This is a genomic window from Ruegeria sp. ABD4_443 (genome assembly GCF_056160865.1).
The window spans coordinates 239,287-263,853 of the sequence record NZ_JBSWYA010000003.1; the positions used below are offsets into that span (position 1 = coordinate 239,287).

At 61.0% G+C, this 24,567-nt stretch carries 19 protein-coding genes; 13 read left to right on the forward strand and 6 right to left on the reverse strand.

The genetic code is table 11. The features are described from left to right. Positions 1–8 precede the first annotated feature (8 nt). The 6 genes from asnB to ACXAG8_RS08255 all read right to left on the reverse strand — a co-directional run bounded on the left by asnB (position 9) and on the right by ACXAG8_RS08255 (position 6,592). Positions 9–1,958, reverse strand: coding sequence for an asparagine synthase (glutamine-hydrolyzing) (gene asnB / locus ACXAG8_RS08230; RefSeq protein ID WP_475223361.1), 1,950 nt, complete (start codon positions 1,956–1,958; stop codon positions 9–11). Positions 1,959–1,970: 12 nt separating this feature from the next. Further along, the gene (locus ACXAG8_RS08235; RefSeq protein ID WP_475223362.1) at positions 1,971–3,092 is read right to left on the reverse strand and encodes a glycosyltransferase; all 1,122 of its coding nucleotides are present in this window, start codon (positions 3,090–3,092) and stop codon (positions 1,971–1,973) included. Between the two features lie 75 nt (positions 3,093–3,167). Beyond that, complete coding sequence (locus ACXAG8_RS08240) at positions 3,168–4,352, reverse strand: DegT/DnrJ/EryC1/StrS family aminotransferase (RefSeq protein WP_475223363.1); 1,185 nt, start codon at positions 4,350–4,352, stop codon at positions 3,168–3,170. A gap of 10 nt (positions 4,353–4,362) precedes the next feature. Continuing rightward, complete coding sequence (locus tag ACXAG8_RS08245) at positions 4,363–5,058, reverse strand: PIG-L deacetylase family protein (RefSeq protein ID WP_475223364.1); 696 nt, start codon at positions 5,056–5,058, stop codon at positions 4,363–4,365. Further along, entirely contained in the window at positions 5,055–5,969 is a 915-nt protein-coding gene (locus ACXAG8_RS08250) for a methionyl-tRNA formyltransferase (protein ID WP_475223365.1), read from the reverse strand. Before ACXAG8_RS08250 ends, ACXAG8_RS08245 begins: the two co-directional genes overlap by 4 nt. Beyond that, positions 5,966–6,592, reverse strand: coding sequence for a sugar transferase (locus tag ACXAG8_RS08255; protein WP_475223366.1), 627 nt, complete (start codon positions 6,590–6,592; stop codon positions 5,966–5,968). The genes ACXAG8_RS08250 and ACXAG8_RS08255 overlap by 4 nt, the downstream gene beginning before the upstream one ends. Positions 6,593–7,201: 609 nt before the next feature. On the opposite strand from ACXAG8_RS08255, the gene ACXAG8_RS08260 reads away from it, so the two are divergent. The 13 genes from ACXAG8_RS08260 to ACXAG8_RS08320 all read left to right on the forward strand — a co-directional run bounded on the left by ACXAG8_RS08260 (position 7,202) and on the right by ACXAG8_RS08320 (position 24,559). Further along, positions 7,202–8,986, forward strand: coding sequence for a GumC family protein (locus ACXAG8_RS08260; protein WP_475223367.1), 1,785 nt, complete (start codon positions 7,202–7,204; stop codon positions 8,984–8,986). Between the two features lie 262 nt (positions 8,987–9,248). After that, positions 9,249–10,469 carry a polysaccharide biosynthesis/export family protein gene (locus tag ACXAG8_RS08265; RefSeq protein WP_475223368.1) on the forward strand — a complete coding sequence of 407 codons (1,221 nt, stop codon included), beginning with the start codon at positions 9,249–9,251 and terminating at the stop codon, positions 10,467–10,469. Positions 10,470–10,535: 66 nt separating this feature from the next. Next, positions 10,536–11,393, forward strand: a complete 858-nt coding sequence (locus ACXAG8_RS08270; protein ID WP_475223369.1) for a sulfotransferase family protein — start codon at positions 10,536–10,538, stop codon at positions 11,391–11,393. A gap of 534 nt (positions 11,394–11,927) precedes the next feature. After that, positions 11,928–13,988 carry a polysaccharide biosynthesis protein gene (locus ACXAG8_RS08275; RefSeq protein WP_475223370.1) on the forward strand — a complete coding sequence of 687 codons (2,061 nt, stop codon included), beginning with the start codon at positions 11,928–11,930 and terminating at the stop codon, positions 13,986–13,988. Positions 13,989–14,076: 88 nt separating this feature from the next. Beyond that, complete coding sequence (locus tag ACXAG8_RS08280; protein WP_475223371.1) at positions 14,077–14,499, forward strand: GtrA family protein; 423 nt, start codon at positions 14,077–14,079, stop codon at positions 14,497–14,499. Continuing rightward, on the forward strand, positions 14,496–16,136 hold the full coding sequence (locus ACXAG8_RS08285; RefSeq protein WP_475223372.1) for a hypothetical protein: 1,641 nt from the start codon (positions 14,496–14,498) through the stop codon (positions 16,134–16,136). Before ACXAG8_RS08280 ends, ACXAG8_RS08285 begins: the two co-directional genes overlap by 4 nt. 105 nt (positions 16,137–16,241) lie before the next feature. Continuing rightward, positions 16,242–17,051, forward strand: a complete 810-nt coding sequence (gene rfbF / locus ACXAG8_RS08290) for a glucose-1-phosphate cytidylyltransferase (protein ID WP_475223373.1) — start codon at positions 16,242–16,244, stop codon at positions 17,049–17,051. Positions 17,052–17,058: 7 nt separating this feature from the next. After that, the gene (rfbG, locus tag ACXAG8_RS08295; RefSeq protein WP_475223374.1) at positions 17,059–18,201 is read left to right on the forward strand and encodes a CDP-glucose 4,6-dehydratase; all 1,143 of its coding nucleotides are present in this window, start codon (positions 17,059–17,061) and stop codon (positions 18,199–18,201) included. Between the two features lie 23 nt (positions 18,202–18,224). Continuing rightward, positions 18,225–19,439, forward strand: a complete 1,215-nt coding sequence (locus ACXAG8_RS08300; protein ID WP_475223375.1) for a DegT/DnrJ/EryC1/StrS family aminotransferase — start codon at positions 18,225–18,227, stop codon at positions 19,437–19,439. A 244-nt stretch (positions 19,440–19,683) separates the two neighbouring features. Beyond that, complete coding sequence (locus tag ACXAG8_RS08305) at positions 19,684–20,643, forward strand: NAD-dependent epimerase/dehydratase family protein (RefSeq protein WP_475223376.1); 960 nt, start codon at positions 19,684–19,686, stop codon at positions 20,641–20,643. Then, positions 20,640–21,659, forward strand: coding sequence for a glycosyltransferase family 2 protein (locus ACXAG8_RS08310; protein WP_475223377.1), 1,020 nt, complete (start codon positions 20,640–20,642; stop codon positions 21,657–21,659). The genes ACXAG8_RS08305 and ACXAG8_RS08310 overlap by 4 nt, the downstream gene beginning before the upstream one ends. Then, complete coding sequence (locus ACXAG8_RS08315; RefSeq protein WP_475223378.1) at positions 21,656–22,735, forward strand: glycosyltransferase family 4 protein; 1,080 nt, start codon at positions 21,656–21,658, stop codon at positions 22,733–22,735. Before ACXAG8_RS08310 ends, ACXAG8_RS08315 begins: the two co-directional genes overlap by 4 nt. A 12-nt stretch (positions 22,736–22,747) precedes the next feature. Beyond that, positions 22,748–24,559, forward strand: a complete 1,812-nt coding sequence (locus tag ACXAG8_RS08320; protein WP_475223379.1) for a GumC family protein — start codon at positions 22,748–22,750, stop codon at positions 24,557–24,559. Positions 24,560–24,567 lie beyond the last annotated feature (8 nt).

Consider the following 24,567-nt stretch of genomic DNA (forward strand, 5'->3'; position numbering starts at 1 on the left):
CCGACCGGTCAGGTCATCCATTCCTTGTGCCAAAAGCTGTACATCAGCACGAACCACAGGTGGGGGCCCCAGTTGCGGTCTCCGTCCAGATGTTCGCGCCAGCGCCGCTTCAGCACTGTGGGTTCAAAAATTTCGGTGACGCTGTCATTGGTGTCAAACACGCTTTGGGCAACGTCCCGCAGCGGACCGCGCAGCCATTCATTCATGGGCACGCCAAACCCCTGTTTGGGCCGATCATAAAGCTGTTTCGGGATGCGTTTGTCCACCAGCTGCCGCAGCGCGACCTTGCCGACGGTCCCGTCATAGCGCAGCGCGCCGGGGGACCGCCACGCGGCGGCGACGACCCGGTCGTCAAGCAATGGCGCCCGCACTTCCAGCCCGACCGACATCGACGCCCGGTCGACCTTTACCAGAATGCCTTCGGGAAGATAGATGCCTGAATCCAGCATCATCATGGTGTTCACGTCCGTCAGCCCCTCGGGCAGGTCACGGGTCAGATAGGCCCCTTGGGCGTCGGGGCTGTCACACAGCCCTTCGGGGGGTGTCCACAGGCTGAACATCGAATTGTAACGGCTGCGCAGGTCGGGATGCTGGACGATATCGGCAACCTTGGACAGCCTGTCGGGCGTAAGCTGATCGCGCAGCGATGACGGCAAGACCGGTCGCAAAGCTGCCAGCACGGCCTTGCTGACCCCACCGGGCGCGGCGGCCAGCGCGGCGGCTGCGGGGCGCGGCAATTTGCGGGCCAGCCGTTGCATGGCCAGCATCCGCGCATAACGTTCATACCCGCCAAAGGATTCGTCGCCACCATCCCCGGACATCACGACCTTGAGCTGTTCGCGCGCCAGTTGCGAAACCAGCAGCGTGGGAATGGCCGACGGGTCGGCAAACGGCTCGTCATAGACCTGTGGCAGGCTGCCAAGCAGGTCAAAGGCCATGCGCGGCGTCGCGGTGACCTCGTGGTGATCGGTGCCCAGATACGAGGCGATGGCCGCGGCATGGTCGGCCTCGTTGGTCTGGTTGTCTTCGAAGCGGACCGTAAAGCTGGTGACCTTGGACGGGGCCAGTTCCTGCATGATCGCGGTGATCAGCGTCGAATCGATGCCACCCGACAGAAAGGTGCCCACGGGCACGTCGGCCACCATGCGATCCTGTACGGCGCGCGACAGTTCGGCTTCGATCGTGTCCAGCGCCTCGGTCGTGTTCGTGAACGGGTTGGCCAGGCCGTCGGCCGCGCATTGGCGCAGGTCCCAGAAGGTTTCAATGCTGTCGGTCAGGACGCTGGCCGAGGGCGGGGGGGCATCCAGCTGTATCTCGATCAGCGCACCGGCAGGCAGCTTGATGACGTCGGCATAGATCGACAGGGGCGCCGGGACAAAGCCGAACCGGACATATTGGGCCTGGGCCTTTCGGCAGGCCTGCGGCGTGCCGAAATCGGCATGCGCGCGCAGGGCTTTCAGTTCCGACCCAAACAGCAGCGTTCCCGATCTGAGACCGACATACAGCGGCTTTTTGCCAAGGCGGTCACGGGCAAAGACCACGCGGCGCAATTTGCGGTCATAGACCGCAAAGGCGAACATGCCATGCGCATGGGCCAGTGCCTCGCGGATGTCCCACTGATCCATTGCGGCCAGCAGAACCTCGGTATCCGACGTGCCGCGGAACGCGACCCCCATATCCTGCAGCTTTTGTCGCAGGTCGAGAAATCCGTAGATTTCCCCATTATAAACAATCGTATAGCGCCCGCTGGGCGATGTCATGGGTTGTGCGCCGGTCTCGGACAGATCGACGATGGACAGCCGTCGATGCCCCAGCGCAACGCCCGCGTCCGGGTCCACGAATAACCCTTCGGCATCGGGCCCGCGATGCAGGATGCTGTCGCACATGGTCTTGAGCATGTGACGGCCCTGGTCCGCTGCGACCGGTTGAAACGCGAGAAAGCCTGCAATGCCACACATGTTCGGGGTTCCTTATTCAGCTTTCACGGTGACGGGCTGCCTGTGATCGGCGGCGGCGCGGGCCAGGACCAGGTCATAGGCATCCGCGATGGCGGTCAGTGAATAATGCCGTGCGACGCGGTCCCGCGCGGCCTGGCTTTTTTGGCGAAACACGTCCTCGGGCCATTGGGCGGCCTTGATCATCGCATCGGCCAGGGCCTGCGGGTCCCGCATGGGCACGACATAGCCGCAATCATCCACGATCATGGCCGCGTCGCCGACATCGGTTGCAAGCACCGGCCTGCCAAAGCTCATCGCCTCGGCAACCACGTTGGGAAACCCTTCGGTGCGCGACGACAGGACCAGCGCGTCAATTCCGTTGTAGAACGCGGACATATCGCGCAGGTCGCCGCACAGGGTAACGCTGTCGGTCGGGATGCCGGCCTCGGCCATCATTTGGGTCAGCGCCGGGTTGTCTGCGCTGACGCCGTCGCCCGCAAGCACCGCGTGCAGGTCAGGGATGACGCGGCGCGCGCGGCTGAGGGCCTGAAAGAACGTGCCGAAATCCTTTTGCGCGTGAAACCGCGCCGCCAGTCCCAGGGTCCGTACCGGGCCGGGCCGGGGCTGCGGCGCATCCGGCAGAATGAACCCGTTCGGGATCACGACCGACCGGGTGTCCGAAAAGCCGAACTTTTCATGCTGGGTCAAGGCGCGGGTCGAGTTGTAGATGATTGCGTCGCTCAGGCCCGACAGGACTTTGGACAGCCAGACCGCTGCCCGCGTGCTGCGCGTAAAGGATGCCGGGTCATCCAGCGCCTGACGCACCGTCCAGACCACCGGCGGACGGCTCGGTGCCAGAAGGCCAGCAACCAGCCCGACGACCATGGCGTGATACATCCAGCACAGCACCACGTCGGGCTTGTGCGTCCGGATCAGCTTGCGGATTTGCCAGATCGCCCGTGGCAGTGATGCAGGCGACGTGGCCCGCAGCGAGATATATTCGACCTTGTCATTGGCGGCCATCAGGCGACAGCGGTCCGACACTTCGGTCAAGGCGATGACGACGGCGCGTTCTCCGGAATTGGCCAAAAGGCGCGCCAGCATCGCCTGCGCGCCGCCCTGCCCGGAAAAATCGGTGGTGACGTGCAGGATCATGACGCCTGGCCTGCCGGGTTCAGGGGGGTGCCGCAACGGCGGGGATATGCGGTCATGGCCGTCACCATCCTGTGCTTACTGGCCCGCAAGCCGGGTTGCGCTGGCCCGGTTTCCGACATCCACGACCGCCTGCGCCAGGCGGGCGACCTCTTGCTGCGACCGGGCGGGGTCGACCAGGAAGGCCAGGCTTGTTTCGCCAAGCTCATGCGCAACCGGCAATGGCGTGGCCGGGGCCAGCCCCCGATCATGAAACGTCTTTTCGCGGTACATTTCCGAACAACTGCCGGAAAAGGCCGGGAAACCGGCATCGCTGATTTCCGCGATGATGCGATCCCGGCTCCAGCCCGGGGCCAGGGCCTCGGGGCGCACAAAGGCGTAGAACCGGTAATAGGCATGGGTGATGTCATCGGAGGGCATCGGAACACGAAAGGCGGGGCAGGTCGACAGCGCGCCATGCAGCAGATGCGCATTGGCCGTCCGATGTTCGCGCCAGGCGTTCAGACGTTGCAACTGAATTCGCCCGATGGCCGCGGCCATTCCGTTCAGCCGCAGGTTGGTGCCCGGCCCGGAATCATGCAGCCAGCGGAAACCCGGCGGATGTTCCGTGTTGAACACCGTGTCATACCCCTTGCCGTGGTCCTTGTAGCTCCAGATGCGGGACCACAGGTCGCGGTCGTTGGTCACCAGCATGCCGCCTTCGCCGCCGGTGGTGATGATCTTGTCCTGACAGAACGAAAAAGACCCCACGGTGCCGATCGTGCCGACATGTGTGTCCCCGATCATGGCGCCATGTGCCTGGGCGCAATCCTCGATCACCCAAAGGTCATGGGCCTTCGCAAGATCCATGATGCCCTGCATGTCGCAGGGCCACCCGGCCAGGTGGACGGGGATGATGCCGCGGGTCTTTGCCGTGATCAGCGGTGCAATGGTTTCGGGGGTAATGTTCTGCGTGTCCGGGTCGATATCGGCAAAGACCGGGATACCGCCCCGCAGCATGACGGAACTGGCCGAGGCGATAAAGCTGCGCGGGGTAACGATAACCTCGTCGCCCGGTTGCAGGTTCAGCCCGTGCAGCGCCGCGTCCAGGGTCAGCGTCCCGTTGGCGATGGCAATCGCATGGGCGGCGCCGGTATAGGCGCTGTATTCATCCTCGAAGGCGCGAACATCGGGGCCGGTCCACGCGTTGACCTTGCCAGAGGCCAGAACCTGCGCAACCGCGTCGATCTGTTCCTGATCATATACGGGCCAAGACTGCATCATAAACCTCCTGCTAGAGTACCGAACGGACCAGGACGAAACCCTCGGCGGCGGCGCGGTGAACGGTTGCACCCCTTAGGGTGGCAAGCGCGCGCAGGCTTTCGACCGAGCGTTCATGCGGGGCCTGTTTCACCTGGCTGGCAAACAGGGCAAAGGCGTCCAGCTTGCGTTCCAGCGTGTCCGAGATGTCAACGAAGACATTCGGGACAAAGGCTGGCGTCAGGTAAGGCGCGTTCCAGTTTGTTTCCGACAGCGTTTCATAGGCCATGATCGTCGCGGGGTAATCGCTTTGATGGGGCCTGCTGGCGACCAAGGTGGACAGAAAGCTCAGCTGGTGGTCCATGTGGATGTCGCCGGGATGGGGCGCGAATATCAGGTCGGGGGCCAGTTCCGAGACCAGCCGGCCCAGCCCTGCGTTCAACGCGGAATGGGGCAGTTCCGTCAGTTCGGCGGCGGGGAACTCCAGCCAATGCGTCTGTGTCACGCCCAGCAGGTCGTGGGATTTGCGGGCCTCGGCGGCGATCATGTCGACCTGTTCCTGCGGGAACCTGGGCGGTTTGCCCCGCGTCACCACGGCGACATGTACCTCGCGCCCCGCATCGGTCAGGCGGGCGATGGTGCCGCCAACCCCCAGGACCTCGTCATCGGGGTGCGGGGCGACGACAAGAACAGGGCCCTTGCCCGCGCTGAACAAATCCGGAGTGATCATTGCTGGTTCCTTAGTTTCGTGTGCAGGGCAGGCGGTTTTTCCGCCCCGGACCATTCAAGAATATCGATGCAGCGCCCATCGCCGCATGCCACGGTGAACACCTGGTCGTCTATGGCCTGAATCTGGCCGGGCAGGCCGATGTAATACCCTTGGGGCTGCGTGTGGCGCACGCCTGTCATAACGATCCGCGTCCCGTCGGAGGCAAAGGTATAGGCCCCCGGATAGGGCGGACCCGAGGCGCGGATAAGGCGGTGAATATCTGCGGCGGGTTGGGTCCAGTCGATCTGACCGTCCTCGGGCCTGCGGCGGGCGCACAGGCTGACGCCCTGCGTCGATTGCGGCTCGGCCGGGATGTCGCCTTCGGCGATCTGGTTCAGCAACGGCGGCAACAGCCCCGACACCGCGCGCAGGGCGCGGTCATACAATTCGCGTGCGGTCACCGTTTCGGGGTCTACGGCATATCTGGCCTGGGCCGCGATCGGCCCGTCATCGGCACCTTCGCCCAGCCAGAAAAGCGATGACCCGACGCTGGATTCCTGCATCAGCACCGACCACGGAATAACGCCGCGCCCGCGCAGGCGGGGCAGGGCCGACGGGTGGAATCCGATACTGCCGATGCGCGGAATGGCGCGAAACTCGGGGCCGCAGATCTGCGACCAGCCGATAACCAGGATAAGATCGGGTTTGTGATCGGCAATCTGGCGCAGGGTTTCTGGCGCGTTCGTCTGTTCGGTGTACAGAACCGGCACGCCATATTTTTCGGCGGTCGGGGTCAGATCGACATAGTCGGAATGGCGTTTTCCCAGATGCGGCGGAACCGTCATCACGAGGTCCGGCACATGTCCGGCCGCGCAGATCGAGATCAGGGCCCCAAGCGAGGATTCAACAGCGCCGACAAATACAATCTTCACGCGGGTATCTCCTGCAAATCGAAACTGTGGGCGCCGCTGTCGCGCACCCAGCTGGTGGCGGCGTTGATCCGGGCCGTATCGCGCCGTTCGCCGCGAATGGCGACGCCCAGTGTCTCGGCCATGATCCGCAGGTCCAGCGCAAGCGACCGATGCGCGACATACCAAAGATCAAGACACAGCTTTTCGGTATCGCTGAGGTTGGTGTTGCCGCTGACCTGGGCCCAGCCGGTCAGACCCGGACGGACCGAACAGCGATACTGTCCGGCGGAGCCGAACCCGGCAATTGTTTCCGGCAACAGGGGCCGCGGCCCGACCAGGGCCATCTTGTTGCGCAGCACCAGGATCAGTTGCGGCAGCTCGTCGATGCGAAGCCTGCGCAACAGCGCGGTGGCGCGTGTCTGCCGGTCAGCATCCGGCAAAAGCACGCCATCAGCATCGCGCGTTTCCTTCATGCTGCGTAGTTTGAACAGCTGAAAATCTTGCCCGTTCCGGCCGGACCTGCGCTGTGAAAACATCAGCGGACGCCCGACGGATGTCAGAACGATCACGCAGCCGACCGCGAACATGGGAACGGCAACGACGCCCAGCATCAGGCAGATCAGAATCTCGAGGAACCTGTTCACAACACAATCCAACCAGCGCCGCCCTCAAAGACGGCATAACAGAAACTCAACAAATGCGGACGACAGCGCCCGGCTGCCAACTAAAATGCACTGCTTCGCGGGGGGAATACCAGCCCGGTCGCAGGGTATCGACCTCAATCTGTTCGAACTGTTTTCGTTTTGCAAGAATTCTACGGCACAAAGGTCGAATCAAGTGGAAACGGTTTTTACAATGGGCTCGGAGTCGGGATAATTGAGTGGTTGTTTTCAACGATTCGGGTGTTTTGTTGGTATTGTTGTAACTTTTGTCTTAATAGCGGTGCTATCGAGTGGTTGAGTAAAAAAGCAGGGCATCGGGGGCTGTGTGAGCCTTTTTGGCGTAAGCGTCGGACCGGTGAAAGTGCGTTGGCAGAATTTCACTTGAATTGTTGAGCGGGTTTTGACGGTATTGCCAGGAACCTGCACCACCGGAGACATGTGACCCCGGAGGTCTCGCGCCCTGCAATTCGGGGGCCGGGCAAGTGATGAATTAATACAGGGAAGCAAAAAGCGGTGGTGCGGAAAAAACAAGAACGGCAGGGGTCAGACAAGATCGGGATCCCCATGCTGTGGATGGCTCTTAGACGCCATATGCTTCTGATTGTCGGTATTGTGGCGCTTTTCCTTGTCGGGGCGACGCTGGTGCTGAACAACCTCGAACGGCGTTACAAGGCGCAGTCGACGGTGGTTCTGGCGCAGCTGGGGACCCGTGTCAGCACAACCGAGGTACAGCTTGAATCCTTTGAACTGTCGCGCGTCGCCATCGAGACAGAGCTGGACGTGCTGAAATCGCGGGTATTTGCGGCCGAAGTGGCGACCGCGTTGAACCTGTTCGACAATTACAGTTTCGTGCCCCCGTCGGACCCGGAGTCGGGCGAGCCACCGGAGCTGCGCAACGAGCGGGTCGTGGACAAGCTGCTGGCCGCGTACAGGGTGATCCGCCAGGGCGAAAGCCTGGCCATCAAGATCGAAACGGATGCAAATTCGCCCCAATTGGCGGCAGATATCGCCAATACGATTGCACGAACCTATATCGCCGAAAGCGACCAAGAGCGTCAGGCCGGCATCAGCCGGTCCATCGCGTTTCTGCGAACCAGCGTTCAGGAGCTGGGCGAAGAGCTGTCGACCGCCGAAGTGGACCTGGCGGCCTTTATCCGGGGCAATGACCTGGACGACGCCACCCTGCCAGAGCGTCAGCGTGCCGAGGTCGAGCGTCTGGAATCGATATTCGAGGTTGTCTCGGAAGACCCCGATGCCGCGCTTGAGGCCGAAGAGATACGCCAACAGCTTACCGATGCACGGGTCAGCCTGCTTGAGCGGTCCAAGGCCGAGTTGCGGCTGATGCGGATGGAGCGCGAGCTGGAGTTGCTGCGGTCCCGGTATCAAAGCTCGATCGAGCGGTTGAACGAGCTGGAAACCCAGTTGCAATTCGTGGCCGACGGTGCCCGGCAGGTGACCGTGGCGCGGGTGCCGACCGAACCCTACTGGCCCAGCACGACCGTCATTCTGGGGCTGGGGCTGGTCGCGGGGGTCATGGTTTCGGTCGTGGTGGTCGGCCTGATCGAGGCCCTGGACACCCGCATCTGGAGCGAAAGCCAGCTGTCGGGAACCCTGGGCGCCGTGACCTATGGGTGGCTGCCCAAAATCGGCCAGTCGAACCCGTTGAAGAAAAAGGAAAAGCACGATCCGCTGACCTATTTCAACGAAAACCCCAGATCACCCTATACCGAGGCGCTGCGCAATTTTCTGACCTTGTGGTTCAATCGCCAAAGCATGGGGCGCATCGTGATGGTGACGTCCGGTCTGCCCTCCGAGGGTAAGTCGACCGCCGTTGTCTCGATCGCGATTGCGGCGGCAAAAGAGGGCCTGAAGGTTCTTGTTCTGGACATGGATACCTATCGCAAGGGCGCGACTTTTGCGCTGCGGGCAACGGTGCCGGTTCATTCGCTTCAGGATGTGCGTGGCAAGATGCCCCGCCCCGAGGCCCTGTCGATTGAAGGTGTGCCCGAAGGCGCGGTTTCTCTGATGAGCGTGTCGGTGCGGGCGATTGACTCGACCAAGGAAGAAAAGCTGCTGCTCAGCGAATTGCGGGATTCCATCGACCCGTCCTATGACCTGGTGCTGATTGATACGCCGCCGGTTCTGGTGGTGAACGATGCCTGCCGGTTAGGGCCGCTGATCGACAACACGCTGTTTGTCGTGCGTTGGGGCCAGACGCGGGTGGAAGAGCTGAATGACGCGATCGACAAGCTGCACATGCATAATATTGATGCCACGGCCACGCTGATCAATGACGTGAACCTGAGCAAACAGCGCAAATATGGGTATGGCAGCTATTCGTACTACAGTTATTACGGCAAGTCCGGCTATTCGTGACGCGCGATGCCGGATGGCGGGGCCGGGGCCGGTTGCCCGGCGCTGTGCCAGCACGTCCCTGACCGTGCGGTTGCTTGTCAGGGTGGATGGCAGTCTCTATCCTTGAAAGCGACTGCCGGACGGGGCGAGATTGATTGAAACTCTCGCGCGCGTCGCCGCCCGCAGGGGCGAACGGCGGTCGCTGGGGGCAGATTGAAGAATTGGCGCGGGGGCCGGATGATATGGCCCCGCGGCCTTGGAATTTGAAGTAGGAGACAGAAACGTGCGGAACCGTTTCAAAGTTGCCATGACAGCGCTGGCCATGACCGTCATGGCGACCATGGCCCTGGCGGAAAGCTACCGCCTGTTGCCCCAGGACAGGATTTCCCTTCGGGCCATGCGGTGGGATCCGGCCACGTCGTCCTATCTTCAATGGGACGGGCTGTCGGGCGAATACGCGGTGGCCAGCGACGGGACGCTGATGATCCCGCTGGTTGGGCAAATTGCGGCCCAGGGGCAAACGACGGCAGATCTGGCAAATACGCTAGAGCTGAAGCTGCGGCGCCAGATCGGCATGGTCGAGCCGCCCAAGATCGCGCTTGAGGTGGTTGGCCACCTGGCGGTCTATGTTCTGGGCGATGTGAACTCTCCGGGGGCTTATGAATACCATCCGGGTATGACTGCGCAGCAGGTGCTGGCACTGGCCGGTGGCCCTGTGCGACCGCCGATCCAGATCGCCGCGGGCAACGAATTCCAGGTCCTCAGGATGGGTGGGGAAATTCGCCTGCTGTCGACCCAGATCCAGGAACTGGAACGTGAACGTCAGCGTTTGCTGGCCGATCTGGCGATTTTGGAAAATGCCGAGGTTGAAGACGCGGGCGAACAAGCGGCGCAACCGCCAGAGGGGCTGGAAGGTGAGATACTCGAAGCCGCCATCGTCGCCCGCGAAGGCATGGGGCAGCGCATTCGTGACCTTCAGGGTATGCTGAAGGAACAGATTTCCAGCCTGACGATCCAGTTGGAGCTGCGAAACACGCAGATCGAGAATGTCAGCAAAGAGTTGGACAACCTGAATTCGCTCAGGGAAAAGGGCCTGACGGTCTCGAACCGGGTCACAACCATGAACAACATGCTGAACGACCTGGAATCCAAGCGGCTGGACCAGGAAATCGCCCTGTTGACGGCCCGGCAACAGTTGAACCGTGCAGAACGTGACGAGCTTGAACTGGATGACAACGCCCGCTCGGATGCGCTGACCCAGCTGAACATGGTCGAAAGCGAGCTGACCTCGTTGAAGACCCGGTTGGACACGGCCACGAGCCTGCACGGCGAACTGGCTGCGGCCGGTTTCCTCAGCGAAGATGACGTGGCCAGCGAAACCATTATCGCGTTTGCCGTGACCCGCGAGGGCCAGCCGCAGGCGCGTCGCGTCAAGGCCACCGATGTGGTGCAGCCCGGCGACACGATCGAGGTGATACGCTCGATCGTGCTGACCTCGAATTAGGGTCCCGGTATGTACGGCCCGTTGGTTTTTTGTTTCCCGTGTTTTTCCTAGGTAAAGAGTTTTTCCATGCCCCTTCCATCGGATCGTGATGTCGATTTCCTGATCATTGGCGCTGCGAAATGCGCCACGACCTGGTTGCAGCAATCGCTGTCGCAGACACCGGCCATTTTCATGCCCGGCCCTGAGTTGCACTTTTTTTCCCGCGAGTTTGACAGGGGGATGGGATGGTACCGCGACCAGTTCGAGGGTTGGAACGGCGAGGCGCTGATCGGCGAAAAATCGAATTCATACCTGACCGAACCTGATGCCGCGCAGCGCATTCGTGACCATTTTCCCAATGCAAAGCTGATCCTGCAGATGCGCGATCCGGTTCAACGGGCCTATTCCGACTATTGCATGCTGTATCGCCGGGGCGAGGTGTCAAACCGGATTCAGGACCACCTGGATCCGGCGCGCGCGGCAGAACAGCGGTTCCTGTCGGATGGCCGCTATGCCCATCATCTTGAGCGGTTCTATGATCTGTTCCCGGCCGAACAGATCCTGCTGTTGGCCTATGAGGATGTGCGCCGTGATCCGGCAGGCAACCTGGACAAGGTCCGGACCCATATCGGGTATGACGGACAGCTTGAGGCGCCGGTTCAGAAAAAGGTAAAGGACAAGAACACCCCCATGGTGCCGTTGCCCCTGCGCAAGCTGTTGGCGCCGGTGCGGGGCGTTCTGGACCCCGTGCGTCATACCTGGCCGGTTCGGTCGCTGCGCAATGCGGTGGCCAAATCGGTCGAATACCCCGATCTGTCCGATGCGCTGGCTGGTAAGATGACCGAGTTCTATGCGTCGGATATCGCGCAGCTGCAACGCAGATCGCCGGGCGTGTGCGGGTCCTGGGCCGCCGCAAAAACGCTGGAAAAGGCCCGAATCGATTAAAATCCTGTGAAGAATCCGCCGTTTTGAGTTTCCAGCCTGGAAACAAAACGGGTGTGTGGCCCAGTGCGTTTACACGCTGTGGTGGGTGTGGCGACCGGCCAGGGGCACGGGCTGATCGTGGCAAGCGCTGCGAACAAAGCAAAATCGGGCATTTCTGGGGTGGAAACACGGTTCTGAGATGAAAAAAGGATTTTGATCCGCAGGTTGGTGTGTTAGCTTGACGCCATTGATGCGCCATTGGTCAGACTCGCTGGCCGCGCAGTATTTGACGTGTGAGAAGTACGAGTGAAAAGGGGTTCTGGGTTTCGGGTGTGAATTGCGTCACATCGGAACCATCCAGGGGGTCTTATAAGATAAATAGGTAGGTTCCTGCGTGTGGTTTACGCAGGTGTTATGATGAGGCTTTAAGGCTTCGGGCAATCTGTTCTGCCCGGTCTTTGGGTCGAGTGGTTTGGGGCAATTTACGCCGGAGTTCTGAGTATGTACGATCAAGAGTTGGTTAAGCTCAAAGGTGGACTTGACAGAGAAAACCTGGTGGAGGCGGATCGCCTGTTCGGCGAAGTTCGGCCCCGGATCAAGCAGAAGTTCAACGAGCTGAGCGCCAACTGGCGTCTTGTGGTCGGCGACGTCGTGGCCGCGGCCGGTGCCGTGGCTGTTGCGGTTGTCCTGGCTAATGGCGGGGCGCTGCCGGAACAGTTCGGGTCGGTGCTGCTGCCGCTCATGTTCATGTCGTGCCTTGTCTCTCTGAGCCTTCTTCCGATGTCCGGAATTTACAAACGGCACACGCGGTCGACCTCGTTGCGCGATGTTACCCTGATCGTGCGGGCCGCGGGTCTGTCGGTTGGCGCGCTGGCCCTGATGGCTTCGGCGTTCCAGATCACCGCGCAGGTGCCGCTGGCGGTATTCCTGATTCAGTTTCTTCTTGTCGTCCCGGCATTCGGTACCCTGCGGGTGCTGGCGCGCAGCACCGAGCTGACGCGCAAGGCAACATCGCAATCCGGCGATGCGGATGGCAAGATCCCGGTCATCCTTGTCGGAACCGGTGCAAGCTGTGACCTGTTCGTGCGGTCGCTGCGCAATTCGGATTCCAAGTACAAGCCCGTCGGCATCATTGACGATGCCCGCAACACGCAGGGCCTGTATTTCCATGACGTCAAGATCATCGGCTCGTTGCTGGACGCCGATGTGGTGATCGAACGTCTGAAATATTATGATGAACTGCCTCAGCGCCTGCTGCTGACCGAGCCGGTCACGCATTTCGAAAGCGACGGCATCCGCAAGCTGACCCGCTGGGCCGAGGCCAACAGCATCACCGTGTCCCGTCTGACGGGCCTCGAAGAGCTGGGCACCGAAAGCACCGACATCCGCACCGTCAACCCCGAAGACATTCTGGATCGTCCGCAAAAAGCGGTCGAGCGGTCGATGCTGCGCGAAATGTTCAAAGGCCGCCGCGTGCTGATCACTGGCGCCGGTGGGTCCATCGGCAGCGAGCTGACCCGTCAGATCGCCTCGTTCGAGCCGGCCGAGCTGGTGATGATCGAAAACTGCGAATACAACGCCTATTCGATCGACATGGACCTGAGCCAGAACTTCCCGGATGTCGCCCGTCGCATCTATGTGGCCGATATCCGCAATGCCGGGCGCGTGCATTCCATTTTCGAACGTCACCGCCCCGAGCTGGTGTTCAACGCCGCCGCGCTGAAGCATGTGCCGATGGTCGAGCTGAACCCCTGCGAAGGTGTACTGACCAACGTGATCGGCACCCGCAACGTGGCCGATGCCGCGCGGAATGTCGGTGCGATTGCCATGGTCCAGGTCTCGACCGACAAGGCGGTCAACAGCACCAACGTCATGGGCGCAACCAAGCGCGTTGCCGAGTTCTATGTTCAGGCACAGGACCGTGTGACCAATGAAACAGACGAGGAAACCCGGTTCTTCTCGGTGCGCTTCGGCAACGTTCTGGGCTCTTCCGGGTCTCTGATCCCGCTGTTCCAGCGTCAGATTTCCGAAGGCGGCCCGCTGACGATCACCGATCCCAAGATGGAACGGTATTTCATGACGATCCGCGAAGCCGTGCAGCTTACGCTGGTTGCCGCCGCGCGGGGTCTGAACCTGGAAAACAGCCATGGCGAGATCTTTGTTCTGGACATGGGGCGCCCGGTCAAGATCGTTGATCTGGCCGAACGGATGATCCGCCTGGCGGGTCTGGTTCCCTACGAGGATGTCGATATCAAGTTCATCGGCAAGCGTCCGGGTGAAAAGCTGTTCGAAGAGCTGTTCGACGTCACCGAAGACCACCGCGAAAGCGGTATCCCCGGTGTGTCCTCGGCCATCCCCGAAGGCGTATCCGCCGCTCGTTTGCGCGCGACGATCCTCAAGCTTGAGCAAGCCGCCCATGAAGGCAACGATCTGGGCGTGAAAAAACTGCTCAAGGACCTTGTGCCGGGCTATGGCGTCAATGGTCTGCGCTCGATCGACGTCAAAGAGCTGACGGCGCGCCCGACCAAGCCCAAAATCAAGGCGGTTCCGACCGAAAGCCTGGTTGGCGGGTATTCCAAGGAAAACACCCTGGAAACCATCAACGCCGGTCGCTAAAATTTTTGACTAAGTTGTTAAAACGCGGGGCGTATCGCCCTGGTACCGAGTGTCGTGTTTAATAAGGGCTCTACGGAGCGTGTTTGAAATGACGGGTTCAAGCCAGTCTGGCATTGCCAATTTTGCCCGCGCCCATCGCGACCGGATCATCCGGTTTCTGGGGGCGGGGGTCGTGAATACGCTGTTTGGTTATGCGGTTTTCTCGGCCCTGGTTCTGATCGGAGCGCATCCGCAGGTTGCGTTGGCGGTGCAGTTCGTCGTTGGTGTCATGTGGAACTATCGGGTCCACGGGCGGTTTGTTTTTGCAGTCAGCGGGTATGACCGGTTGCCGCAATACGCGGTATCCTACGTGGTGATCTATGTGTTCAACGCCGTTCTGCTGGCGGCGTTGCTGCGGCTTGGTCTCAGCGCTTATGTGGCGCAGGCGCTTGCCTTGGCGCCGACGGTCGTGTTGTCCTATGTCCTGATTTCCCACGTGTTGCGATCCAGACCAGACGGGTTGGCGCGATGACCTTGGGCGCCGACGATCTTGGGAATGAACCGGTCATGGGCGCATCGACGGAGAAGACCGTGACCCGAAACGGCTCGGCAATTTTGCGCATTCTCGCCGGGATTGTCCTGATCGTGATCTTTGCCGCCATTTTTGGGCGGATCATGGGCTATGGGCTGCGTAGGGACGAGTTGATGTTCGTCCCTCCGGCGGCGCTTTTGGGGGAATGGAGCCTTTACAGCGACTTCTTCTACAACCATGTTCCAAACTCGGCGTGGTATTACCGCATCTTCTATGTGTTGACCGGTGACAGCGGAGTGTTGGGCTCGGCCCGGATCGGCCTGTTCTGTGCGTGGGTTCTGATGTCGGCGGGCGTGGGATGGGTGACCTATGCGATTTCGCGGTCCGGTCCTTTGGCGGTTTTCTTCGTGGTGTCCCTGGCCGTCAATGAAACCCTGCTGGCGCAATCGGGAATGGCGGCAAGCAACAATCTGTTACCGCTGGCCTTTGCGGTTTGGGGGCTTGGCCTGTTCGTGACCGAAACCCTGCGTGACGCGCCAAGGCCCGTCATATTCGCTCTGGCCGGAGTTTTGCTGAGCGTCGCCGCCGGGCTGAAGGTCAGCGCGTTTATGTTTATCCCGCCGGTTGCCGTGGCTGCTTTCCTTTTGCCAGGGCACCTGCCGTTTGCCGCGCGATTGCGGGGCGTGGTCCTGCCGGCGCTGGTGGGCGGCCTTGTCGGTGCGCTTCCGCTGTTTGTATATCTTGCCTCCGATCCCGGCAGTTTTGTGGCGCATGTGTTTGCCTTTCATACCGGTCCGCATGTCGCCTATTGGCAGGCCAACGCGGCCAGCGAACCGGGGCTGGCGTTGGGGCTAGGGGGCAAAATCCAGCTGGCCTATGCCGCGTGGTTTGCGGGTGCGGCGCTGGTTGGCGCATTGATCCTGATCTATCTGGTTGTGGTTTCGGGCAGCTTTGACCGGGCCGAGCGCGCGCCCATCGGTCAAATCATGCTAATGCTGGCGGTGCTGGCCCTTACTGCGGCGTTCAGCTTTGTCCCGACACCGGGTTTTCCGCAATATTATATTCAGCCCTTGATCGCGCTGCCGATCCTTGCCGCGTTGATCTTTCGTGTGCTGGGGGTCGGGCCGCGATTGCAGGCCCTGCCGGTTTTGTGTGCCGGATTTGCCATTCTGTTCATTCTTGGCGCGCCGCGGCTTGCGCCGGGGCTGATGTCGCTGGCCAATCCCGCGGGGTTCACCTCGGCGCGTATCGCTCAGGGCGGGCAGGTGCTGGCCGAACGGGTCGCCGAAAGCGAATACCCCGACGGACCGGTTGCGACTTTGATGCCGATCTATCCGCTGGAAGCGCAACTGCCGGTCTATCCGGAACTGGCCACCGGGCCCTTTGCATACCGGATCGCCCCGTTCACGGATTCGGCCCTGGCGCAGGCCTATCGCATGGCCGGGGCACAAGACCTGGCGGCCATATTTGATTCCAACCCGCCATCGGCTTTCCTGCTTGGATATGATTCCGCGCTGGAAGAGCCATTGTTGCGCTATGCGGAAACAAACGGCTACGCACCTGCAGAAATTTCAGAGTTGGATAACCGTTACGGTCAGGGTGTGGTATACTTGAAACGCAAGGAGGCGGCGAATTGACGATGACCTTTCGCCAAATCCTGCTTGCGTGTCGATCAAACGTGCGCACATTTACGGCGCATATGTGCAAATTTGAGTAATAGGTTTTTTGAGGGAGTGGCACAAATGAAGACGGTACTTCTTGCAGGTGGTCTGGGGTCGCGACTGGCCGAGGAAACGGTTTCCATTCCGAAGCCGATGGTCGAGGTTGCCGGCCGCCCCATCATCGCGCGCGTCATGGATATCTACAGCCATTTCGGGCATCGTGATTTTGTTGTGGCAGCCGGGTACAAGGCGCTGCTGCTGAAACAGTTCTTTGCCAATTACCATCTGATCGCGAACAACATTTCCGTATCGCTGGATACCGGAGAGTTGAAGCTGGTGCCTTCGGCGCCGGGCGGGTGGAACGTATCGGTGGTGGACACCGGGGCGCACACGATGACAAGTGGTCGTATCCGCCGGTTGAAAGAATGGCTGGACCCTGGCGAGACGTTCATGTGCACTTATTCGGACGGTGTCGGCAATATCGACATCAACGCCCTGATCGACTTTCACAAATCGCATGGCAAACTGGCGACGGTAACGGCTGTGCAACCACCCGCGCGTTTCGGGAATATCGAACTGAAAGGCGACCGGGTCGATGCGTTCACCGAAAAGGTGCGTCGCCGTGAAACCTGGATCAATGGTGGCTTCTTCGTGTTCGAGCCGGGCGTGATGGACTATATGGTCGATGACAACGAGCCGCTGGAGCAATCGCCACTGTCGCAGATGGCCCGCGACGGCGAATTGATGGCTTATCGTCACGACGGGTTCTGGCACCCGATGGATACGATCCGGGACCGCAACGCGCTGAACGCGCTGTGCGAGGACGAAACGCCCCCGTGGCTGAAATTCGGCGGCAAACCGTCGGCGGACTATCCGGCGATTGCGATCTGAGGCGGGCATGACTGGCCTTGCGGATCACGTTTTCGGCGGCCGTTTTTCCGGCCGCCGCGTCCTTGTAACGGGGCATAGCGGTTTCAAGGGCGGCTGGATGTCCCTTTGGCTGAACCGGTTGGGGGCGCAGGTCACCGGCCTGTCTTTGCCGCCCGAGCCGGGCGCGTCCTTTTACCAATCCTGTGATCTGGGTGGGTCGACGGACAGCCGGTTTGCCGACATTCGCGACTTTGACGCGTTAACGGATCGTTTGCAGGATGTAGATGCCGAAGTGATTTTCCATATGGCGGCCCAGCCGCTGGTGCGGAAATCCTATCGTGAACCGGTTGAGACCTTTGCGACCAATGTTCAGGGCACCGTCCATGTGCTTGAGGCCGCGCGGCGGATGCCGTCGCTGAAGGCGGTGGTCGTGATCACCAGCGACAAATGTTATGACAACCGGGAATGGGTCTGGGGCTATCGGGAAAACGATCCGATGGGCGGCAAGGATCCCTATAGCGCATCCAAAGGCGCGACGGAGCTGGTGGCGCAATCCTATGCGCATTCCTATTTTTCCGATCCCGCCGGGCCGCAACTGGCGACGGTGCGGGCCGGGAATGTGTTCGGGGGCGGCGATTGGAGCGAGGACCGCCTGGTTCCCGATATCATCCGCGCGTGGCAAAACAACGAACCCGTGGTTATTCGCAACCCCGACAGCGTGCGGCCCTGGCAACATGTGCTGGAACCTCTGTCGGGTTATTTGCAGGTTGCCGACCGTATCCTGGCCAAGGGCGCGCCTTTTGCCGGGGCCTGGAATTTCGGGCCGGATGTGTCGGGCACCGTCGATGTTCGGGACCTGGCAGATATGATCCGGTGCGCCTGGGGGGCAGGCGCACCCGTGTTCCGGTTTCCCGAAGATCAGCCGCCTTCGTCGTCGGCGTCGGCGCTGCACGAGGCGGGGATTCTGCGCCTGGACAGCACCAAGGCCCAAACCGGCCTGGGCTGGCGCCCGCGCCTTGAATTGCAAGACGCTATTGGCCTGACGGCGGATTGGTACAAGGCCCATGCCGAGGGTCAGGACATGGTGCGGACCACGCAGGCGCAGATCGCGCGATACGAAGATTTGATGACATCAGGAAAGGCCGGCCATTCCACGGTCGCAGCGCAATAATGCGCAATTTAGGAGTTGGTTTTATGAGAGTGAATTACGGGCAAACGGTACACGGCCAGGAAGAAATTGATGCTGTTGTCGAGGTTCTGAAAACCTCGACCCAAATGGGCCCCAAAGTGCGCGAGATGCAGGAACAGGTCGCGGCGCTGTTTTCCAAATCGCACGGGATCATGGTCAATTCCGGTTCTTCGGCCAATTACCTGGCGGTCGAGATCCTGGACCTGCCCAAGGGCAGCGAAGTGATCACGCCTGCGCTGACATTTGCCACGACGGTTGCCCCGCTGGTGCGGCAGGGGCTGGTGCCGGTCTTTGTAGATGCGGCCGAAGGGACCTATAACATCGATGTCGATCAGATCGAACGGATGATCACGCCCAAAACCTCGGCCATGATGATCCCCTCGCTGATCGGAAACCTGCCCGATTGGCGCCGGATTCGCGAACTGGCGGATGCGCATGGGCTGAAGGTCATCGAAGACAGCGCCGACACGCTGGGCGCCACGATCGACGGCGTCAGCACCGGGGTCTATTCTGACGTTTCGACCACCAGTTTCTATGGCAGCCACGTCATCAATGGTGCGGGCAATGGCGGCATGCTGTGCGTCAACGATGACGAACTGGCGCGCAAGGCCTTGCTGATGCGGTCATGGGGGCGCAGCTCGTCGCTGTTTGTCGAATCCGAGGCTATCGAGAACCGCTTTAACGTTCAGCTGGACGGTATCGAATACGACGCCAAATTCCTGTTCGAAGCCCTGGGATACAACCTTGAGCCGTCGGAAATCAGCGCGGCCTTTGGCTTGGTGCAATTGGGCAAGCTGGACAACAATATCAAGGTCCGCAGCGATGCCTATGACGCGCATCGCGCCTTTTTCAAGCAGTTCGAAGAATGGTTCATCCTGCCGAAACAGCTTGAGGGGTCGCATACCGCCTGGCTGGCCTTCCCGCTGACCCTGCGTGAGGGCGCGCCATTCACTCGGCGCGAATTGCAGATCTTCCTTGAACAGGCAGATATTCAGACGCGCCCCGTCTTTACCGGCAATATCCTGCGCCAACCGGCGATGAAAGACGTCGAATGCCGGACCGATCCCGCCGGGTACCCTCGGGCCGATGCGGTGATGCGCGGCGGTATTCTGCTGGCCTGCCACCACGGTCTGACGCAACCCCAGATCGACTATATGCATGAAAAGGTGACGGAATTCCTGCGCCCGCATATGGCGGGTCTGTCGCGCGCGGCGTCCTGATCGGCCCCTTGGTTCGGGGCGACCTGCGCGCGCCCCGGACATTGGAATTGTCGCTTTTTTAACGCGATTTGGGTTTAGCTCCGTGGGCAGGCTATCCCCGGCTTTGACAAGGCCGTTAGACTGGGCTGCATGTGCAGCACCGGCCCGGATTAAAGGAAATGGCATTGCGTGAAAATATGTGCAGGCAGGCGATTTCGGCCTTTGCGGCCCCGGTTCGGCGGCGATCCGGGGGCAGGGGTTTGTGATGGCACGGGTACTTGTGACCGGTGCAACCGGGTTTGTTGGCTCTCATCTGGTTCGCGCGGCCCTGAAACGGGGGGATCGCGTTGTGGCGCTGGCCCGGCCGACCTCGTCGGTTGCCAAGATCGAGGATGTTTCGGGTGACGTGGCGTTGGAACGCGCCGAATTTACCGATGCGGATGCATTGCGCGCGGTTCTGGACAGGCACAGGCCGGACCTGATCTTTCATTCCGCCGCCGCCACGCGCCTGCCGGTCAGCGAAGCGCTGACGGATCTCCGCGACAGCGTGGCCGAGAATCTGACGCCGTTGCTGGGCGTGCTGACGGCGGCGGCCACCTGCAAGTCGCCGCCCCGCGCCCTGATCCGTCTGGGAACGATCGCGGAATACGGTGATTGCCCGGTCCCATATGCGGAATCGAGCAATGCCAGCCCGCGCGACAGTTATGGCGCGTCAATGCTGGCGGGGACCAAATACCTTGAAATGCTGCGGCCGCGCTTGCCCTTTGCGGCCATGACGGCGCGTTTGTCGCTGACCTATGGTCCGGGGCAGACGGGGGCGCAGTTGGTTCCATATCTGATTGACAGGTTGATGTCCGGCGAAACGGCGCAGATTGGCCGCCCGGACGATGCGCGGGATTTCCTGCATGTCGATGACGCCGTGCGCGCGCTGCTTTTGCTGGGCGATGCGCCGGATTCGGAAATTCCGGTCGTCAATATCAGCACCGGCATCCCGACCCGCGTGCGGGAAGTTGTCGCGATGCTTGCCGATCTGACCGGCGCGCGGCCGGATCAGGTTCAGCTTGGCTCCGCCGGTGCGGCCATCGACCTGGTCAATGACCCGGCGCTGATCAAGTCCCGCTACCCTTGGGCGCCGCAGATACCCTTGGCAGACGGCCTGAAGCAGACCGTCGCGTGGGTTCGAAAATCCAAACAGCTTGCAAGTGTGACAGGACAGGACGCATGACAGTCGTATCGATCCTTATCCCGGCTTTTAACGAGGAAGATAATGTCCAGACGGCCTATGACCGGGTTCTAGCCGTGTTCGACGGGCTGCCGGATTACGAGCCCGAGATCATCTTTACCGACAACCATTCCGAGGACCGGACGTTTGAGATTCTGTCCGACATTGCCAAGGCGGATACCCGCGTCCGGGTGATCCGGTTTTCCAAAAACATGGGATACCAGGCCTCGGTGCTGACTGCGTACCGGTCGGCAACGGGGGCCTGTGCGGTTCAGATGGATTGCGACATGCAGGATCCGCCCGAGCTTATCCCGCAGATGCTGGACCTGTGGAACCAGGGGCATCACGTGGTCTATGGAATTCGGCGCAGCCTGCCCGACGGTCCGGTTGTGGCCGCCGCGCGGCGCAGTTTTTACGCGTTGATCGACATGATCAGCAACGATCACCTGCCCCGGAACGCGGGTGAGTTCCGCCTGACCGATCGCCGCATCCTGGACGAGCTGCGCCGCGTTGATGACCGTTCGCCATATGTGCGGGGCCTGATCAGCGGCATGGGGTTTTCACAGGTCGGGTTCGAATATGACCGGATGGCAAGGACGGCGGGCGAATCCAAGTTCCCGGTGCGGGCGATGCTGTCGCTGGCCGTTGACGGGTTGATCAACCATTCGTTGCTGCCGCTGAGGCTGGCCTCGATGATCAGCCTGACCGTGGGTCTGAGCATGTTTCTTTTGATGGTCGGATACCTGATCGGCAAAATGTTCTTTGGCCAGGACTGGCCGGCGGGTTTTGCCACCACGACCATCCTGCTGTTGCTGTCGATGACGCTGAACGCAATGTTCCTGGGTATTCTGGGCGAATATGTCGGCAGGATTTTCCTGCAGTCCAAGGATCTCAACCGGCCTTTGATCGAACACGATCTGAACCGGCCCGGTGATGCGGGCCGTGTGCCGATGGCGGATGTCACGTCCGGGTCACAGCCGCCCGCCGAAACCGTATCTCGTTCGGGGCAGTCGCAGTGAAGATACTGATCGTTCAGGGCGGTTTTGGCGCGGGCGGGGCGGAAAAGATCGTGTCCATCCTTGCCGCGCACAGGGTCGACAAAGGCGATCAGGTTTCTGTGGCCGGATTGACGATGCCCGAAGGCGGGTCGTATTTCCCCTTTCCCGATGGGGTCAGCCTGTTGACCAGGGCCCAGGGGCCGGGGGCGTCAGGCGGCGGCCAAAGGGCGCGGTTGCAGCATATCCGCCAGGTCATCAGAGACGAAAACCCTGACGTGATCGTCGCGTTCCTGACCAAGATAAACGTGCTGACGCTGACCGCCGTTTTGGGACGGCGGGTGCCGGTGATCATATCGGAACGCAACAATCCGCGGGCCCAGAACGCGCATCCGATCTGGCGCCATGCGCAAAATATCCTGGCGCACCGGGCCCGGACCATCGTGATGCAAACCGAACGTGCCGCCGAAGACCTGCCGCGGTCGCTGCGCCGCCGGGCGCGGGTTGTTCCCAACCCCTGTGCGCCGCTGGCTGGGGTGCGTGACCGCCTGGGCCGGGGGTCTGACCGGCTGGTGGCCGTCGGGCGGTTGGACCGGCAAAAGGGATTTGACCTTTTGATCGCCGCCATGCCGCAGATATTGCAGGCAAATCCCAAGGCCAAGCTGACGATTTTCGGCGAGGGTCCCGAACGCCGCGCGCTTGAGGATCAGCGGGACAGGCTTGGTCTTGGCGAGGCGGTGTCCCTGCCGGGGTCCAGCGCAGCCCCCGGTGCGTGGATGTCAGGGGCGGATATCCTTGTCTTTCCTTCGCGGTTCGAAGGTTTCCCCAATGTCGTGGCCGAGGCGACCGTGTCCGGATTGCCCACCGTTTCCTTTGATTGCCCCTACGGCCCGCGTGAACTGATCCGGCACGAGCAGAACGGGCTGCTGGTTGCCCCCGAAGACACAGACGCCCTGGCCCGCAACGTTGCGCGCCTTTCGACCGACCCGGAGCTGTTGCAAAAGATGCGGCAATCCTACACTGAGAACCAGACATGGCTGGCGCCCGACAACATACTTGCAGAGTGGGACGAAGTCATTGAGGATGCCAGGAACGGATAGGATGGCCTGACCATGCAAGTTGAGGCACAGGATGCAGACGGGGACGTCGGCGGTCAGCTTATCGAGGATCAGGTAGAGCGTCTGGGCCTGGTCGGTGTCCGTGCAATTCTGCGCCGGAACCTGCGGCTTTTCGCGTCGGTGCTGATTGCGATCATGGTCATCGCGGCGCTGGTTTTGATTTTCAAGGAACGTGTCTATACCGCCGAGGCGGTGATTGTCCTGCAGGACCGCAAGGTCACGATCCGCTCGGATCTGCGCCCTATTGCCAACCTCGAAGTAACGCCCGCCGAAATCATGACCGAGGTCGAGATCATCCGATCCCGGAACTTTGCCCGCAAGGTGGTTGAAAAACTGGGGCTGGTCGATGACCCGACCTTCAACCCGGCAGCGGGCGATGCGACGGTCCCGCGTGATCTGCAAGTGGCCGAGGCCACGACAAAGCTGTTGCAAAGCTTTGTCATCACCCCTTTTCGGGGCACTTTGGGTATCGGCATCCTGGCCCATGACACCGACGCCGCCCGCACGGCGCTGATCGCCAATGAAATCGCGCGGGCCTATATCGATGAGACCGTCGAACTTCAACGGCTCTCGGTGCTGGAAAAGGTCGACCTTATCAGCGCCCGGATCGCCCAGGCCGATCACCAGATTTCGGAAACCGAAATTGAGCTGTCGGCCCTCATCCTGGAACATGATCTTGACGATGATCGTCTGGGGGATGAACTGTCGGCGGAAATTCAAAACGGGATGGCGCGGCTCGAATTCCTGAGCCAGCTTGATACCGCCGAGGGCGAGGTCGAGCGGCTTGAAGCTGACCTGGCGGCTGTAAAACTGCGGTTGGAACAACGGTTGAAGTCGGTACAGGAAAGAAAGACGCTGGAACGGCAGTTGGAAGACCTGCACGCCCGCCGCGAGCTTTTGTACCAACGTTCAAGCGACCTTGTCGTTCACGAAGGTCTGCTATCGCCGCTTGCGCGCCAGATCAGCGAAGCCCAGACACCGGTTGTCCCTACCTTGCCCAACAGGAACACCATCCTGGTTGGCAGTTTCGTCAGCGCCCTGGTCATCGGCTTCATTGCCGTTCTGGTGCGGGAAATGCTGGACAGCAGACTGTTTATCCGGCGGTCCGTTCACCCGGCGCTGGGTCTGCATGGCGCCTTGCAGGTGCCCCGTTTCCCCCGCGCGTCACGGTCCGATATGCCGCAATTCTTAAGCCTGTTTGCCGCCAAACTGCCGCCGGATACGCGCGCCGAGGCCGTGCGCCATGTGTTCGCCGTGCTCATGTCCCGGTTTTCCGCTTCGGCGCCGACCAGTTTTCTGGTCACATCGTCGGATGAAAACGACCGGTCGGCATTCATGGCCCTGTGCCTTGCGGTTTCGGCGGCCGAAGAAGGTCTGAAAACCCTGATTGTCGATCTGGATCCGCAATCGCACCAGACTACGGGTGCCGTGATCCCGGCTGAAACCTCGCAATACGGTTTGCCGATCCTTTTGCGCAACGCGACACTGATGGCCCAAGAGGCCACAGAGCTTGCCAATGGCGTCGAATATATCCGGCCATCGACCGATTTTCAGATCCCTGTGGCATTGCTTGATCAGCAAGGCGACCGGCAGGTAATAACCGCGCTGGACAAGCTGCATGACCTGATCCTGTATAACGTGCCGCCTGTTGGCGAAAACGCGGCGCTTGGGCGGCTGCTGCCGCTCAGCCGGAATGTCGTGTTCGTGGTGCGTGATCAGGCGTCGGATACCAAAGAGATCGCCAGATCGATCGAAAAGCTGCGACAGCTTGGGATCGAACCGGAAAAGATCGTGAATCTGGTTTAGGGGCGGCA

Bases quoted from the DNA above. Each gene is read 5' to 3' on its own strand.
- ACXAG8_RS08285 (WP_475223372.1), top strand. From the start codon at position 14,496: ATGACCTTGGGCGCCGACGATCTTGGGAATGAACCGGTCATGGGCGCA.
- ACXAG8_RS08310 (WP_475223377.1), top strand. From the start codon at position 20,640: ATGACAGTCGTATCGATCCTTATCCCGGCTTTTAACGAGGAAGATAAT.
- rfbF (WP_475223373.1), top strand. From the start codon at position 16,242: ATGAAGACGGTACTTCTTGCAGGTGGTCTGGGGTCGCGACTGGCCGAG.
- ACXAG8_RS08300 (WP_475223375.1), top strand. From the start codon at position 18,225: ATGAGAGTGAATTACGGGCAAACGGTACACGGCCAGGAAGAAATTGAT.
- ACXAG8_RS08305 (WP_475223376.1), top strand. From the start codon at position 19,684: ATGGCACGGGTACTTGTGACCGGTGCAACCGGGTTTGTTGGCTCTCAT.
- asnB (WP_475223361.1), bottom strand. From the start codon at position 1,958: ATGTGTGGCATTGCAGGCTTTCTCGCGTTTCAACCGGTCGCAGCGGAC.
- ACXAG8_RS08240 (WP_475223363.1), bottom strand. From the start codon at position 4,352: ATGATGCAGTCTTGGCCCGTATATGATCAGGAACAGATCGACGCGGTT.
- ACXAG8_RS08280 (WP_475223371.1), top strand. From the start codon at position 14,077: ATGACGGGTTCAAGCCAGTCTGGCATTGCCAATTTTGCCCGCGCCCAT.
- ACXAG8_RS08320 (WP_475223379.1), top strand. From the start codon at position 22,748: ATGCAAGTTGAGGCACAGGATGCAGACGGGGACGTCGGCGGTCAGCTT.
- ACXAG8_RS08245 (WP_475223364.1), bottom strand. From the start codon at position 5,058: ATGATCACTCCGGATTTGTTCAGCGCGGGCAAGGGCCCTGTTCTTGTC.
- ACXAG8_RS08260 (WP_475223367.1), top strand. From the start codon at position 7,202: ATGCTTCTGATTGTCGGTATTGTGGCGCTTTTCCTTGTCGGGGCGACG.
- ACXAG8_RS08235 (WP_475223362.1), bottom strand. From the start codon at position 3,092: ATGATCCTGCACGTCACCACCGATTTTTCCGGGCAGGGCGGCGCGCAG.
- rfbG (WP_475223374.1), top strand. From the start codon at position 17,059: ATGACTGGCCTTGCGGATCACGTTTTCGGCGGCCGTTTTTCCGGCCGC.
- ACXAG8_RS08270 (WP_475223369.1), top strand. From the start codon at position 10,536: ATGCCCCTTCCATCGGATCGTGATGTCGATTTCCTGATCATTGGCGCT.